A 14,202-nucleotide genomic window follows, 5' to 3' on the forward strand; every position below is an offset into this window, starting at 1 on the left:
ATTGCCTAGCGGGAGGAACTTGGTAGTTCTTTGAAAAGATCGGTTTTTGTAGTATTCTCTGCAAGCGCCGGACCCTGAAGTGAATGCCCCAGCCAACTCTAATTGGCTTTCCATGTTCGTCCGGTGAGCCGTCATCACGGCTCCCCAAATTTGGATGAGTAAGAGCACACGAATGAATTGATTTTGGCGCCCGCAATCGGAAGGGAACTCACATTGGTTTCGACTGGTCGGGCCCTTTGGAAGGACAAAATATGGTCGGCCTGAACCGCGACATCAACTATCTACCGCCAGAAGAAATCGCCATTCTCCTTAATGTGTCCGAGGATGTTTTGGCCCCCCTTCTCGATCGGAGGTCCCAGCGTCCCCTCTGGTCGGGCGACGACCTGCTTGAGGTTGTCGAGGTCGACCCAGCAAGGCTGCAAGAGCTTGACGAAATGGGCCTGTTGAACTTTGGGAACCCATTGGTCACGCAGGCGCCGCAGCCATTGCCATTACCCGAAGAAATCACTCCTCCGATTGCTCGTCCTTCGATCCCAGCCCACCCGGCACCATTAACGGAAGTCTTGTCTGGCCTATCGCAGCTCTTTTCTGGCCTTTCGACGATGTCAGCGATGGAGGCCCGTGATGAACCGGCGGCCAAACGGCGAGGCGGGCTTCCGCCTCTTGCTGAAGGTCAACACCGGAGCCTTTCGGATGCGAAGGTCAGTCTCCACGAACTGCGATCCGGTTGGATGCACCGACCACCCACGACGCCGGGCGATGCGCCGGGCCCTTACGGGCATCATACCTATTGGGTCGAAGTCATTCCGCCCTGCTATTGTCTCTACGTCTGGATTTTGAAGGGTCGGCAGGTCGGTGGACGGGAAGTAGGCGCTTCTGCGCTAGCTGCCGGAGCGACCGGCATGGGCATTTCACTGCGCCCGGCCCCTGCCTCGGTCGACAAGGTGGTGGAAGACATCCATCACGCCAACACGATCTTCGCGCCGTCGGGGTTTCAATTTTGTCTATGCGGTGTGCGCGTGCTCGATCCGACTGAAATGAATTCGTCGCAGGGCGACCCAAACCTTGCCGACACGCTCTTCACCAACACCGGAGTCATCTACAGCAAGGACGATACAGAACCCAAGAAGATCCGGCCGTTCCAATGGTTGTTCGATGGTTTTCAGTACGATGCGACCCTCGACTTCAAGCGGCGCTGTGTTCACATATTCTATGCCTCCGACGTTCAGCGTTCGCCCCAGAAACCTGACGATCAAAACGGCAAGGTACTCGGCGTGGGCGGTCCACTGGAGACGCACCGCCGGGACAAGCGCATGACCCCTGTGGGCATTGTTGAGGGGGGTGGCGATACCATCGCCCACGAGATCGGTCATGGCCTGGGACTTCTTCATCCTGACAGAGACATATCGAAAGAGCCGCTGCGGCCCGGAGAACCGCGGCACGATCCCAACAATGCGACGGACCGCAACAACTTGTTGCTGAAGGCACCGACGGGCGAGGACCTCAATAGCTATCAGGCCGAGTTCCTGAAGCTATCCATTTCCGCAAACGGGCTCTCGCTGGGTTGTCCGGGAAGCTGAAGAAATTGCTCAGTTATACTCGGAGTCTTTGACTTGCCGAATTTGGCGACTTGACGTTGAGGCTTGGAACGATTCGGGTAAGCCAATGATCCGGAACAACTTTCTTTCCCCAGCGGAACGCCTCAAACTTGAGTGCTGCGTGCGCATTCAGCGCGAGGACCATGGCGTCGCGCGGAGGGCGAATGCGATCCTGCTGCTCGACGATGGCGAGAATTGCGTGCAGATCGCGAAATTTCTGTACTTGGACGACGACACCATTCGCAGTTGGTACAAGTCTTATCGGGACGGTGGCTGGGAAGCGCTTGCCCTTGATGGCTGGAAGGGCGGCAAGTCTCGCATGACCTCTGATCAGGAAACCGTGCTATGCGACTGGCTGCAGGCTCGCTTCTGCCGATCGACAGCTGAGATCAGGACCTACATCGCTGCAGAGTTTGGTCTGGATTCTTCACATTCCGGCGGGAGTGGGGTTGAGGCACCGTGCCGCGAAATTTGACTGCGCGCCCACTCTACCGAATGCTGCGGAATCTCCGAACGGCAGCTTTGTCGGCAATTTGCGATTGGCGAAGGGCCTGCTCATTCTGTGCTTGCCGCTGGCCGTAGATCCTGCAATTGCTTGTTCCGTCGGTTTCCTCCGGGAATGAAAAGGGAATCCGTTCCGGCCTTGGCCGGGAAACGGAACTGCCCCCGCAACTGTAGGCGGCGAGCGCCTCTCGATATGCCACTGGGTGAGTTCCGGGAAGGCGAGAGGTGTCGCGACCCGCCAGTCAGGAGACCTGCCGACGCGAGTGAAACCACGATCGGACGGGGTGTGCCGGGGCGGGAAACCTGTCGCGTCCCGTATGATCGCACACTGTTTCGCGTTTTGTCCCTGCCGGTCCCATCTGACGGGAAAGAACGGATGAAACAGACACTGATCACGGCCACCCTGCTGGCCAGCGCCGCGCTGCCCCTGCATGCGCAAGAAACAACCTACCCCCTGAACCTGACGAATTGCGGCGTGGAGATGTCCTTCGACACCGCCCCGGGCAGTGCCGTGACCATCGGCCAGTCCGCGACCGAGATCCTCTATTCCCTCGGCCTTGCGCCCAAGGTCTCGGGCACCTCCGTCTGGTTCAATCCGGTCCTGCCGGAGTTCGCGGAGGTGAACGAGGGGATCGAGCGGATGGCCGACAATGATCCCAGCTTCGAAAGCGTGGTCGCGAAGAAGCCGGGGCTGGTCGCCGTGCAATATGAATGGCACGTGGGCGAAAGCGGGATCGTGGGCACCCGCGAGATGTTCCGTGACGTTGGCGTTCCGACATACATCATGCCCGCCGATTGCGACACCAAGGACAATTCCACCGGCGGGGACGGCACGCGCGTGGGCGCCTTCGACACCGCCTCGGTTTACAAGGGCATCCGCGAGCTTGCGGCGATCTTCGACGTGCAGTCGGCCGGCGAGGGTCTGGTCGCGGAACTGGAGGCATCCGAACGCGATGCTATCGCGCGTGCGGAAGGCCTCGATCTGCCGGGCGATCTGACGGCCGTCTTCTGGTTCTCTTCCGCAGATCTGGAGATTGACCCCTATGTGGCCGGGCGGCTCGGCGCGCCGGGGTACATGATGTCGAATCTCGGGATCGAGAACATCATCGAGTCCGACGAGGAATGGCCGACGGTCGGGTGGGAGAGCATCGCCCGCGCGGATCCAGACATCATCGTCATCGCCTACATGGACCGCCGCCGCTTCCCGGCGGACGACGTGGAGAAGAAACTCGCGTTCCTGCGCACCGATCCCGTGACAAGCCAAATGACGGCCGTGCAGGAGCGGCGGATCGTGCAGATGGACGCCCACGCCATGAGCGCGACGATGCGGTCGATCTACGGGCTGGGAACCCTGTCGCAGGCGCTCTCGGAGATGTCCTTCGAATGACAATGGTGGCCGCGCCTGCACGCGTCGCACGGGGGCGCGGCCTCTGGCTTGCTCCCCTCGTTCTCGGGCTCGCCATCCTGGCCGGCACAGCAATCGGGGAGACCCGGCTGCCCTTCGCCACGGTGCTGCGGACGCTCGCGAACCACCTGTGGGAGGCGGGTTATCCGGTGGACGGGATAGAGGCGGGGATCATCTGGAGCTATCGCCTCCCCCGCGCCGTCGTGGCGGCTTGTTGCGGGGCGGGGCTGGCGTTGACCGGGGTGGTGCTTCAGGCGCTTCTGCGCAACCCGCTTGCCGATCCCTACCTGATGGGCCTTTCTGCGGGTGCCTCGACCGGGGCGGTCCTCGTCACGGTCGCGGGCGTGGGGGGCGGCGCGATCTCAATGTCGTTTGGCGCACTGACCGGGGCGCTGCTGGCCTTTGGATGCGTCGCGGCGCTTGCCCGTGCGGTCAGCGGCGGCGCGGGGGGAGGGCGCGCCACCCAGGCCGCGGCCGCGATCATCCTCGCCGGGATCGCCGGGTCGCAGATGTTCAACGCCCTGACGGCCTTCACCATCGCCCGCTCCGCCAATGCCGAGCAGGCGCGGGGCATCATGTTCTGGCTGATGGGCAACCTGTCGGGCATCCGGTGGGAGGATGTCGGTGCCTGCGCCCTCGTTTCCCTTGCAGGCGTGAGCCTTTGCCTGTGGCACCGACGTGCGCTCGACGCGTTCACATTCGGCGCCGATAGCGCAGCCTCCCTCGGAATCAACGTACCGGCGCTGCGCGGCACGCTCGTCACCGCCACGGCGATCATGGTCGGCGTGCTGGTTTCGAAGGTTGGCGCAATTGGCTTCGTCGGGCTGGTCGTCCCCCACGCCATGCGGTTCCTCGTCGGGACACGTCACGATCAGCTGGTGCCGGCCTCGGCGCTTGCGGGGGCGGTGTTCCTCGTGGCCGCCGACGTGATCAGCCGCGTCCTCGTGCCTGGACAGGTCTTGCCCATCGGCGTGGTCACGGCGCTGGTGGGCGCGCCGACCTTCGCGCTGATCCTTGTGCGAGGCGCGCGGAGATGAAGGTGGAGGTCCGCGACCTCTGCGCACGCGTCCATGGCACGCCGCTCCTGTCGGACGTGTCGTTCCGCCTCCACGAACGCGAGCTTTTCGGCCTTGTGGGCCCCAACGGCTCGGGCAAGTCGACCCTCATGCGATGCTTGGCAGGATTGCGCCGCCCGTCATCGGGGCGCGTCCTGGCCGACGGCGAGGATCTTGCCTGGATGCCCCTCCGCACACGTGCGCAGCGCATCGCCCTCGTCGAGCAGCAAGCCGACACGACCGACCGGCTGACCGTCCGCGACGCAGTGGAACTCGGGCGCACACCGTACCTCTCGCCCCTGCGTGGCTGGGGGGTGGCCGACGACATGGCGGTCGGGGACGCCCTCGGGGCGGTTGAAATGGCGGGCTTTGCCACGCGCCACTGGCATACCCTGTCAGGCGGCGAGCAGCAGCGCGTCCACATCGCTCGCGCGCTGGCGCAATCGCCGGACCTGCTGCTGCTGGACGAGCCGACGAACCACCTCGATATCCGCCACCAGCTTTCGCTTTTGGCACTGGTGCGAGATCTTCGGATCACGCGCGTCGTGGCCCTGCACGACTTGAATCAGGCGATGGAATGTGACCGCATCGGGGTGCTGCACGGAGGCAGGCTCGTCGCGACAGGCTCCCCCCAAGACGTGCTCGACGAAGCTCTCCTTGCCGAAGTCTTTGGCGTCACGGCGACGCGCCATCGGGCCCCAGATGGATCGCCGCGCCTTCATTTTTCCCATGCCCTATGAAGGATTGTCCATGCGCCTCAGGGAGTGGGCAAAACTTGGGGGTCTGGTCGTGCTAGGATCGGTTCTTTGCGAGGAGAACTTCCATGGATGTCCGAATAACTGTCGAGACCACCTTCGAAAACGGAAGGAAACGCTCCCATCAACTCGGCCATTTCTCACGCCCGTTCCGGCAAGCCCAACCCGAAAGCTTCGGACTCCTGCTTGAGGATGCCAGGACGCTGCTCCGGCAACTGCAGCAAGCGATGCTGCTCGATCAGATCGAGGAGATATCGGAAGCAGGCCGGAGCTGCCCCGCCTGCAATAAGGTGAGGGCCATTCATGATTACCGGCCTCGGGTTCTCGACACGCTTTTCGGTCGATTTCGCGTGCGAGTGCCGCGTATTCGCGGCTGTGGCTGTACCGCCAAACCGGAAGCTATCTCGGGTGGACCACATACCCTGCTCGGACACTTATTCCCGGATCGAGCAACCCCGGAATTGCGCCGCCTTCAAGCCGAACTTGGGTCGCGCCACTCATTTCGGGAAGCCGCACGGATCATGGAGACGTTTCTGCCTTGCGCGACGCAGATGAACACCACGGTACGCAATCGGCTGGGCAGAATTGCCAAAGAACTTAGTGATCGTGAACAATCGGTCCCTGCTGTGGATGACGGAGCGCATATTCGATGCCGGCCAGAATATCAAAAGCGGCACCTCGATCTTGTGGTTGGGAAGATCGAAAGCCCAGATATGAGCCGCCGCTTCGGCCTCGCGCAACAAGCCGTTCGGTCTCCGGCCAATGAACTCCGGCAGGATCTATGCGCGCTAGGATGGGACGACCATCGCCCCGTCACCGTCATTTCCGACGGGGAACCCGCGCTTTCCAATCTGGTGCGGCGCGCCGTTCGGGGGCCGGTCCGTCACATCCTCGACTGGTGGCATATCTCAATGCGAGTTCAACATGTTGCGAACGCCGTCAACGGGCTTTTGCAGGCGGAGAATTTTCCGGGGATGCCGGAACTCTTCAAACGCCCATCGGAAACATTGCGATGGTGCCTGTGGCATGGGAAAATCATGACAGCTGGTACACGTCTTCAGTGCCTGATGATCGATTGCTCCAGGCTCTCCAAAGAAGACACCATGGTGCGCGCGGCTGCAGCACGCGTCTGGGCGCGTTGTCGCGAACTGTACACTTATCTGGCAAATAACTGGGATGCACTCACCAACTACGGCTGGTGGCACCGCAACGGTTTTCCGATTTCATCCTCCCGTGCCGAAGGCTGTGTCGACGATATCGGAAACGCTCGTATGGGAAAACGTCGAAGGATGCGATGGTCTCCGAAAGGCGCGCACCGCGTGGCCGTCACCAGAGCTGCCGTTCTTGACGGGCGATTGACTGTCGCTCACAGGAAACTGGCCGCCTGACCACCAGGTTTTGCCCACTCCCGTCTTATGATCGCTCAGAACTGCATGTTCAGTGCGAAGAAGATCTGCCATTTCGGCTGCCCGTCCCCTTCGTGAGCGACGCTGTATTGCGGCTCGACAAACATGTTGTAGACGGTGTCATTGGCCTGGATCACCTTGCCGAGCCGCAAACCAAGCGGGATGTTGTAATCCCCGTTGTCCAGGTCGAACGTCCAAGCAGGTGCGCTGCCGGTATACCAGCCCTGGCCGAGCTGGTAGAAGCCAAAAGGCTGAAGGGCGGCGAGCTTCACCCGTTCACGTCCGTTCGTGTCGCCGATGCCATTTCGATAGGTCAGCAGGTAGCCATACTGAAACTTCGAACTGGTTGCGTTGAAATAGACGTTTGCGAAACCAACCTGCCACTGCTCGTTTCCCAATCGGTCATCCTGCGCCGTGGGTGCCACGATTTCGGGGCCGATGCCAAAGCTGACCGCCGGGTTGCCGGTGTCGAACAGATAGGCGGCAAAGACATCGATATCTCCCAGATCGGTGACATCGCTCATATTCGTGCCGACAGGCAAGGTGCTGACCGGCACAGACAGGCGCATCAGCCAGTTGCTGTCCCCGAGTGAAAACGGCTTGGCATAACGCAGGATGAACTGATTGGCGTCTTTGTCGCTGTCACCGGTCAATTCGCCGATATAGTAGTTCTGGATGTTAAAGGCGGTCGTATTCGCCAATGGATTGTTGGCCTGCGCACCGGCATCTTGGGCGGCAGCGATGCCACCATTTGAAATGATTGACGCTGCAATCACGGCAATGAAAGTCTTCTTCATGAAAAGATAATCCTCTGTGTCAACTCGAGTATCCAGGGGGCACGCCTGCCGGGGCATCAAGCGACCATCCGCCATCCCTCAGGCCTTCGCCCCCTGTTCAGGCTACTATTCTGCCTTCTCGATATCGCCGGGCTTCCAGCTTCCGTCCAATGCGGGTGCCGAAGGTGCGTAAAGACGGAGGATTGCGAAGAAGCCTCGCTCCGGCGCCGTTGCCAACCAGTTGCCTTCTTTTCCATCGGGCGCTTGCGGGCCGATATAGAGTGTTGTGCTGCCATCCTCGTTCTGGGCGGGCTCGTTGAGTTTGCCGAGCGAGGGGAAGGGCTGACCGTTGTCGAGGCCCGAGGCGTTTTCGGCTTCATAGAGCGTGACCGACCAAAACAGTTCTGCCGGGATGTCGGCAGGGAGGTTCAGAACATAGCTCTGATCGCCCAAGAGCGGTTCGCCGTCGGCGTCCTCGAAGCCGATCATGTAATAAGCGCCCTTTCCCGGAGTCATCGACACCATGCCCGGGCTGATCGAGAAGTAGTCGGTGAAGAACCATGCCCGTGCATCAAGATCGCGGTATCCGGCATCCGCTGACATCCAGTCGAGCCCAACCGGAACATCGGGCCAGCGCGCCGAAACATTGTTGACCGGGTTCAACCACTGGCGGTCTTCGTAGACGCGGAAATCGGCATCGTTCAGACCATGCTGAAAGCCGATGACGCGGCTGGTCTTGTACCCTGTTTTCGCAGCGGCATCGAGGATTGCACGGGTTTCGTCATTGGGCGCGAAATCGCGGTCGGCATCGATGCCAATGCCGTGGAGCATCCCCAGCCAATCAGGCTCGGCAAGGTTCTCGCCCTCGGTATCGACAAGATACTTGAGCTGATCAAAGGCCGTCGCGTCAGAGCGCGGCAGCATGTCATAGGAGCCGCCTGCCGCATCGGGGAATTCCATCGGTTTCGCGCTGTCCTTCTCGCCCAGCGGATAGATGACCGATTGCTTCAGCAGGTCGGTGGCCGGGCTGATGTTGTCCAGGCTCTGATAGAACGACCGCAGAAAGAAGAAAATGTTGTTGGTTCCTGAGCGATAGACATAGTGATCCGCGGGAACGTCGCCGTCCCATCCCGGCGGAACGATGAGAAAATTGCCACCCGCACCCGCATCGGGCCCCGGAAGCCCGAGATCGCCGAAATATGCCCCGCCATCGACCGGTATCGGGCGCTGCCATGCGTCAAGGATGATCCCCTGCAGTTTCGGAGGGGCCTCGAACACCAGCGGACCACTTTCGCCCAGATCGGCGAACACCATGCCATAGATCAGGTCCGAGTTCGGCGTCGTGATCTTTGTCTTGGCATCCAGCCGCTGGGTCCAGATCGGCATGATGTTATAGCCCGTGCCGAAGGCCTCGGCCGCACCGTCGCGCATGCCCATCGTGTTCAGAAGTGGCATCGCCCAGAGATAGGATTGCGTCGCGCGCTGAAAGGTCAGTTCCTCCATCAACGTCCGGGCGGTTGCCTCGGTCGGGCGATTGTTCTCGAAGGGCAGATTGGCGAGATCCTGAATATGTTCTGATTGCGCCGAGGCCGTGCCAGCGGCGGCTGTGAATACACAGCCCCACAATGCAGCTTTGACAATTGTTGTTCGCATGATCGCAGTCCTAACATTTGCTGGAAGTTCACCCGCCGGCACGACCGGCGGGCGCGTTCATCATTCCACGAGTTGGAAATCGTCGAGTGTGAAGCTCTTGTCGAAGAACGGCTCGAGCGGCGCATAGAGACGGAAATAGATGAACCAGCCGTCGTCGCCGACGGTTTTGAAGTGGTTGCTCTCCATCCCTGCAGGCGCATCAGGGCCGAAAAACAGGTCAACGCTGCCGTCCTCGTTTACCTGAAGGCTTTCGGTACGGCTCCCCTTGGTGACATCCGCAATCTCGGTGCCGCCATTGTCATAGGGGCGGCGCGTTTCCTCGCTGTAGAGCGTGACCGACCAGAACTGCCCCACGGGCACATCTGCCGGAACATGCAGTTTGTAATTGCGGTCGGCGCGCAGCATGTCGCCATTCTGGTCGCGCTTTGAGGTCATGTAGACCTGGCCTTCACCCGGCTGTGGGTTGACCATGCCCTTGGTGGAGGCGACGGCCTCGTAAAACCAGGTCGCGCGTTCGTCGATCTGCTGCATCGTGTCGGTCTCTTGCTCGACGGTGAAATCGAAGCTCTTGTACCAGGACGTGCCCTCCCACCAGACATCAGTATAGCGGGGATTGACCTGCAGATTACGGGTCATCAGTTCGCCAAGCGCGGCGCCTTCTATCAGGATCTTCTGCTGGCGCTCATCGGGGGCAAACTCTTCGCCCTTCACGATGCCAAGGGGGGCCAGCATGGCCATCCACGGCTTGTCGATCTCGCGCACCGGCTCTTCGTTGACGATACCAGCCAGCTTTTGCCAATAGGCCAGACCGCGTGGCGACGTTGCACTCCATTCGACATCCTTGCCGTTGACGAAAGTGCTGGTCGTGGTGGAGCCCACAGGGCCCATTTTGTATTGCGAAACATAGGTGTCATAATAGGCCGGATCGGGATCGATGATGCGGATGCCGACCAGCACGTTGTTCGTGGCACTCTGGTAGACATAGATGCCATCGGCCTGGTATTGCGTCGGATCGTCCTCGGGGCCGACGACGATATAGGTGGCCCCTTCGCCCTTGTCGGGCCCGGTCAGGCCGAGATCGAACACCGGCCTCATCCACATGTCCAGAACACCGCCCGCGGTCTGGCCTGCCGGATAGTCGATCTGGATCGGACCGTCAGACAGATCGGTGAAGTTGAAGATATAGGGCGTGGTCAGGTTGGCGGTAACGATGCCACGCTTTTCCTTGAGCGATTCCAGCACGGCAAAGGCACCGGGTTCATCCGTGCCATAGGCCGCGCCCTGACTGTCGCGCCAGGTTGTCGTGCTGACAAGCGGTGTCGACCAGATATAGGCCTGCGCGGCCCGTTGCAGGTCCATCGCATCGAACAGACGCTGGGATGCGTCCTCGTCGAAATAGCTGTCCTGCAATTCAATCGTGCCCGCAGGTGTATCGATCACCTCGTCACCACTGAGCGTCGCCTGATCAAGTGGGATGGCATCCTGCGCGAGGCATGAGAGTGCCGTTGTGCAAAGAAACGCTGCGGTCAAAGTCGCCGTAGTGATCATGCGGGTCATTATCTGAAGTCCTTTTTGTGGGATTTAGCCCTCCACGGACCCGGATGGTTCCGCAAAGATGCATCTGTTTCGCTAGCGGTAAATGGCCGGTCCGGAACCGGCGTTGCAAGCATGGGCGTCATGTACGGCCTCCATTTGACCCGGTTCTTCGCGCCAGTGGCGGCGCGAGCCATTCTTCGATTTCGCAACGAAGCTCCGATTGCAGCCGGGTGTAATCGTCGAGCATCGCCTCGGAAGGGTCAGAACGCGCGTGAAGACGCCTGAGCACCTCGCGCACCTCCTGATAGTCGCTCCAGGCGGCCTCGAATTCTTCGTTCTCACGCCTCAGCCGCTGAACTTCCAGTTCGCGCTGTTTGAATGGATCGTCGTCGTTCATCCCAAACAAGTTCCCGCTTTTCCCGCTACCTCAACCAGAAGGGCCAATCGGCGGTTCTTGGGGGCAATCCTGCCGAAAGAACGGTCTCTGGGTAAGTTACCGCAAGGTAGCAATATCGTTACACGCATGAATCCTTTGATCTTTTCAGAGATAATTCAGGATGGATTGTTGCCAGCTGCCGGGCCGTTTGGCACAAAGATGACGCAAGCCAGCTGCCAGCAACCAAGAATCTGATCGAATTGAGCGAGCCAACATCGCTTGATGGAGGAACTCGACCAATGTCCGACGCGCCGGCGACACGTCAGGGAACAATTGTTTCCGCTCCAGTTACCGATGAGGCGGCGCGGCAGCAGCTTCAGCGCATCCTCGCCTCACCCACCTTCACGAGATCGGCACAAAGGCGCGCGTTCCTGACCCATGTGGTCGAGAACACGGTTTCCGGCAACTTTGATGCGCTGCGGGGCGATGAGATCGCCGTCGCGGTGTTCAATCGTGGCGACGATTTCGACCCGCAGTGCGATCCGGTGGTTCGGATCGAAGCGCGCCGCCTGCGCAAGGATCTGGATGATTATTTCGCGGTTGCCGGGGCGAATGATCCCGTGCTGATCGCGATTCCCAAAGGCGGGTATCGCGCGACGATCACGTGGCGTGAGGGCACAGAGCGCTCCGTCCCGGCGGCGCCAATCCCGCCCGAGGCGGCAAGGACCGACCCAAACAAATCTTATCTGCCGAGACTTGGAATCTCTGCCGTCGCTGTCGCCGCACTGGTTGTACTTGGCATTGTGGTTCTTGGCTTGTGGCCGGACCGGACGCCACCGGAACCACTCGGCCCGCCCGGTCTTGCCGTGGCCCCGTTCGAAGCGCGCAGTTCAACACCCGAGGATACATTCTTTGCACATGGCTTGTCGGATCAGGTCGTCAACGACTTGCAGCCTTTCGGCACCATCCGCGTCTTTGCGTTGCCCGAGGAACGTATCGCGACGACGTCAACCAATCTCAAAGCGCTCAATACCGAATACGGGATCGAATACATTCTGACCGGCACCTATCGTGGTCTCTTGGATGGCAGTTCTGGTCGTTTGGTGGCGCAATTGCTGCGCACCGATGGCGAGGTCGTCTGGAGCCACGACTATGACATCGCACGCGACGCGGCCAACTTCATCTCGGTGCAAGATCGGCTGGCTGCGGACATTGCCGTGCAGCTCGGCCAGATCTACGGAGTCGTCACGGTCGACTTGACCGGCCGGATCGGCACACGGAACGCGCCAAGCGACGAGACCTTTGCCTGCCTGCTCCAGGCACATGAATACCGTCGGACCGTTGCGTCGAGCCTGCGGGGGAGCGTTGCCGAGTGCGTCGAAGTCGCCGTAAAGCGCGACCCGCAGAATGCCGAAGCCTGGGCCATGGCCGGGTTCATCAGACGGGATCAGGCAGTGATGGAGAAGCAAGACGAGGTAACGCGTCAGGCGAAACTTGACAGCGCACTGAAGGCTGTGGAGCGGGCCATCGAACTGGACCCCTTGAGCATTGCCGCCCTTCAGGCCCATGCCGCCATTCTCCAGTCCACCGGAGACTTTGATGGAGCTGAGGCGACGATCCGCAAGGCGCTGGAACTCAACCCGAACGATCCAGAGACGCTGCATCAGTTGGGCTGGCGGTTGGCGGTGCGCGGCCGGTTTGAAGAGGGCGTGGGGTATATCCGCGAGGCGATTGCCCGATCCATCGATCCGCCGGCGCGCTACTACAACCTCGTGGCGATCGACGACCTCATGGCGGATGACTATGAAGAGATGCTGTCCTCGGCCGAGATCAGCGCGTCAGGCGGCTCTGCCGTGGGGCTGGCCCTCGCAGCCATCGCCCAAACCCGAGCGCAGTCCGGCTCGGCCCTGGCCGCACAGGCTGCTCTCGCTCAACTGGCTGCGTCCCGGACCCTGATGGCAACGTCCCCGCTTGAATACATGAGCCAATACGGAACACGCGAGGACATTATGGACAAGATCATAGCCGGAATGATCGAAGCAGGCTGGACACGGCCATAGGCGAGAGGATTTTAGGTGGGCGCATCGCAACCACATCGTGTCGCAGGCGATTTGGATTTGTGGAATCAGTCTCGCCTTCTTCAAGTCACCAGACCAGAGAGGATTTAGCTGCCGTCGGGTGGCGCCCGGGCGATCTGATCAACTCACCCTTCAGTACGAAAACGGCCCCACTCAGTCCTCGTCATCCTCACTTTGGTGCAGCTTCCACCAATATCAGAACGAGCATGTCTTCGCGTGTTCAAACCCAATCAACGAAAGATTTGGCTGAACTGGGTTTTCAAACAGCCTCTGGACAGAAACGTATAGGGATCGATCACAAACGACGTGAATTCCATTGGTTCGATGACTGAATCACGGCCTGCACAGGGCTTGGTTGGTCACCGTCTCGATCAGTGCGATTTCGGAAAGCGGCATGATCATGATTGGCTGCCGTGGCGCCCTTGTGCTCATGTAGCCAGCGTATGCATAAAGATACCGTCGATCCATGAAGACTTTCCGCAGGCAGGTCGAGGCGCCGAGATTGCCACGAACGACGAAGACATCATTGAGAGGACTATCCTCTCGTGCAACGACCCTGATCCGAACAAAGTTCTGGTAATTTTGCTCGAACAGTTCAGGAACCTGTCGTCCGGCGCGAACCGCACCGATCTGCGCAGCACCAACAAGCATCAAAAGTGCCAGAACCGAAGCCACAAGTAGTAAGACTGGACTACCTCGCATCCCAAGGGATCTGTGTGCGAGGAAAAGGCCAACTCCAATAGCTGCCGCGAAAGCAAAGATTGTCAGAACCCCGTCCCTGAAGACCCAGAGGGCGAAGCCCGAGTAAGTCGATGTATCGAGACCATCAATCGCCGCAAGATTCAGGCCGAGTTCGGCAAAGTATCTATCCGCATAGGACCAGCCAGCGAGGAAGACGAGTGCTCCGAGATAAAGCGAAGCAAGCCCCGCCTTGATGATGAGTATAACGACACCCGAAAGAGCCGCTGAATCGTCTACTTCGTCAGTCAACGGCCTCTTCCTCGCGCAAGGGACCGGAGTCCGGAAGCCTCGGAATGTCCTCCGAGCAGGCATTGCCTGG

Annotated in this window: 12 protein-coding genes and 1 riboswitch; of the genes, 7 read left to right on the top strand and 5 right to left on the bottom strand. The window is 60.3% G+C overall.

The window, feature by feature from the left end:
• The first annotated feature begins 251 nt into the window (after positions 1-251).
• The 6 genes from QO231_RS16615 to QO231_RS16640 all read left to right on the top strand — a co-directional run bounded on the left by QO231_RS16615 (position 252) and on the right by QO231_RS16640 (position 6,705).
• Entirely contained in the window at positions 252-1,580 is a 1,329-nt protein-coding gene (locus tag QO231_RS16615) for a hypothetical protein (RefSeq protein ID WP_316778873.1), read from the top strand.
• 85 nt (positions 1,581-1,665) lie between these two features.
• Positions 1,666-2,073, top strand: coding sequence for a helix-turn-helix domain-containing protein (locus tag QO231_RS16620; RefSeq protein WP_316778876.1), 408 nt, complete (start codon positions 1,666-1,668; stop codon positions 2,071-2,073).
• Between the two features lie 112 nt (positions 2,074-2,185).
• Positions 2,186-2,375, top strand: a riboswitch (cobalamin riboswitch).
• Positions 2,376-2,478: 103 nt separating this feature from the next.
• Complete coding sequence (locus QO231_RS16625; RefSeq protein ID WP_316778879.1) at positions 2,479-3,489, top strand: ABC transporter substrate-binding protein; 1,011 nt, start codon at positions 2,479-2,481, stop codon at positions 3,487-3,489.
• Between the two features lie 2 nt (positions 3,490-3,491).
• Complete coding sequence (locus tag QO231_RS16630; protein ID WP_316779012.1) at positions 3,492-4,544, top strand: FecCD family ABC transporter permease; 1,053 nt, start codon at positions 3,492-3,494, stop codon at positions 4,542-4,544.
• Positions 4,541-5,302 (top strand): ABC transporter ATP-binding protein, encoded by a 762-nt coding sequence (locus QO231_RS16635; protein WP_316778881.1) that lies wholly within the window; start codon positions 4,541-4,543, stop codon positions 5,300-5,302. Before QO231_RS16630 ends, QO231_RS16635 begins: the two co-directional genes overlap by 4 nt.
• Positions 5,303-5,385: 83 nt before the next feature.
• Complete coding sequence (locus QO231_RS16640; RefSeq protein WP_316778884.1) at positions 5,386-6,705, top strand: ISKra4 family transposase; 1,320 nt, start codon at positions 5,386-5,388, stop codon at positions 6,703-6,705.
• A gap of 35 nt (positions 6,706-6,740) precedes the next feature.
• Here the strand turns inward: QO231_RS16640 and QO231_RS16645 are convergent, their stop codons facing one another.
• From QO231_RS16645 to QO231_RS16660, 4 genes are all read right to left on the bottom strand, one after another.
• Positions 6,741-7,520, bottom strand: coding sequence for a hypothetical protein (locus tag QO231_RS16645; protein WP_316778887.1), 780 nt, complete (start codon positions 7,518-7,520; stop codon positions 6,741-6,743).
• Positions 7,521-7,625: 105 nt separating this feature from the next.
• The gene (locus tag QO231_RS16650; protein ID WP_316778889.1) at positions 7,626-9,152 is read right to left on the bottom strand and encodes a DUF1254 domain-containing protein; all 1,527 of its coding nucleotides are present in this window, start codon (positions 9,150-9,152) and stop codon (positions 7,626-7,628) included.
• A gap of 60 nt (positions 9,153-9,212) precedes the next feature.
• Positions 9,213-10,709 carry a DUF1214 domain-containing protein gene (locus QO231_RS16655; RefSeq protein ID WP_316778891.1) on the bottom strand — a complete coding sequence of 499 codons (1,497 nt, stop codon included), beginning with the start codon at positions 10,707-10,709 and terminating at the stop codon, positions 9,213-9,215.
• Positions 10,710-10,827: 118 nt separating this feature from the next.
• Positions 10,828-11,085 (bottom strand): hypothetical protein, encoded by a 258-nt coding sequence (locus QO231_RS16660; protein ID WP_316778894.1) that lies wholly within the window; start codon positions 11,083-11,085, stop codon positions 10,828-10,830.
• 278 nt (positions 11,086-11,363) lie between these two features.
• On the opposite strand from QO231_RS16660, the gene QO231_RS16665 reads away from it, so the two are divergent.
• The gene (locus QO231_RS16665) at positions 11,364-13,124 is read left to right on the top strand and encodes a tetratricopeptide repeat protein (RefSeq protein WP_316778897.1); all 1,761 of its coding nucleotides are present in this window, start codon (positions 11,364-11,366) and stop codon (positions 13,122-13,124) included.
• A 351-nt stretch (positions 13,125-13,475) separates the two neighbouring features.
• On the opposite strand, the gene QO231_RS16670 is transcribed toward QO231_RS16665, so the two are convergent.
• Entirely contained in the window at positions 13,476-14,132 is a 657-nt protein-coding gene (locus QO231_RS16670; RefSeq protein WP_316778899.1) for a hypothetical protein, read from the bottom strand.
• Positions 14,133-14,202 lie beyond the last annotated feature (70 nt).

Origin of the sequence: Sedimentitalea todarodis (assembly GCF_032595355.1) — a bacterium.
Classification (GTDB): domain Bacteria; phylum Pseudomonadota; class Alphaproteobacteria; order Rhodobacterales; family Rhodobacteraceae; genus Sedimentitalea; species Sedimentitalea todarodis.

What these genes read in the sequence shown, in the direction of transcription:
- QO231_RS16615 (WP_316778873.1), top strand. Translation starts at nt 252, where the DNA reads ATGGTCGGCCTGAACCGCGACATCAACTATCTACCGCCAGAAGAAATC.
- QO231_RS16620 (WP_316778876.1), top strand. Translation starts at nt 1,666, where the DNA reads ATGATCCGGAACAACTTTCTTTCCCCAGCGGAACGCCTCAAACTTGAG.
- QO231_RS16625 (WP_316778879.1), top strand. Translation starts at nt 2,479, where the DNA reads ATGAAACAGACACTGATCACGGCCACCCTGCTGGCCAGCGCCGCGCTG.
- QO231_RS16630 (WP_316779012.1), top strand. Translation starts at nt 3,492, where the DNA reads ATGGTGGCCGCGCCTGCACGCGTCGCACGGGGGCGCGGCCTCTGGCTT.
- QO231_RS16635 (WP_316778881.1), top strand. Translation starts at nt 4,541, where the DNA reads ATGAAGGTGGAGGTCCGCGACCTCTGCGCACGCGTCCATGGCACGCCG.
- QO231_RS16640 (WP_316778884.1), top strand. Translation starts at nt 5,386, where the DNA reads ATGGATGTCCGAATAACTGTCGAGACCACCTTCGAAAACGGAAGGAAA.
- QO231_RS16645 (WP_316778887.1), bottom strand. Translation starts at nt 7,520, where the DNA reads ATGAAGAAGACTTTCATTGCCGTGATTGCAGCGTCAATCATTTCAAAT.
- QO231_RS16650 (WP_316778889.1), bottom strand. Translation starts at nt 9,152, where the DNA reads ATGCGAACAACAATTGTCAAAGCTGCATTGTGGGGCTGTGTATTCACA.
- QO231_RS16655 (WP_316778891.1), bottom strand. Translation starts at nt 10,709, where the DNA reads ATGACCCGCATGATCACTACGGCGACTTTGACCGCAGCGTTTCTTTGC.
- QO231_RS16660 (WP_316778894.1), bottom strand. Translation starts at nt 11,085, where the DNA reads ATGAACGACGACGATCCATTCAAACAGCGCGAACTGGAAGTTCAGCGG.
- QO231_RS16665 (WP_316778897.1), top strand. Translation starts at nt 11,364, where the DNA reads ATGTCCGACGCGCCGGCGACACGTCAGGGAACAATTGTTTCCGCTCCA.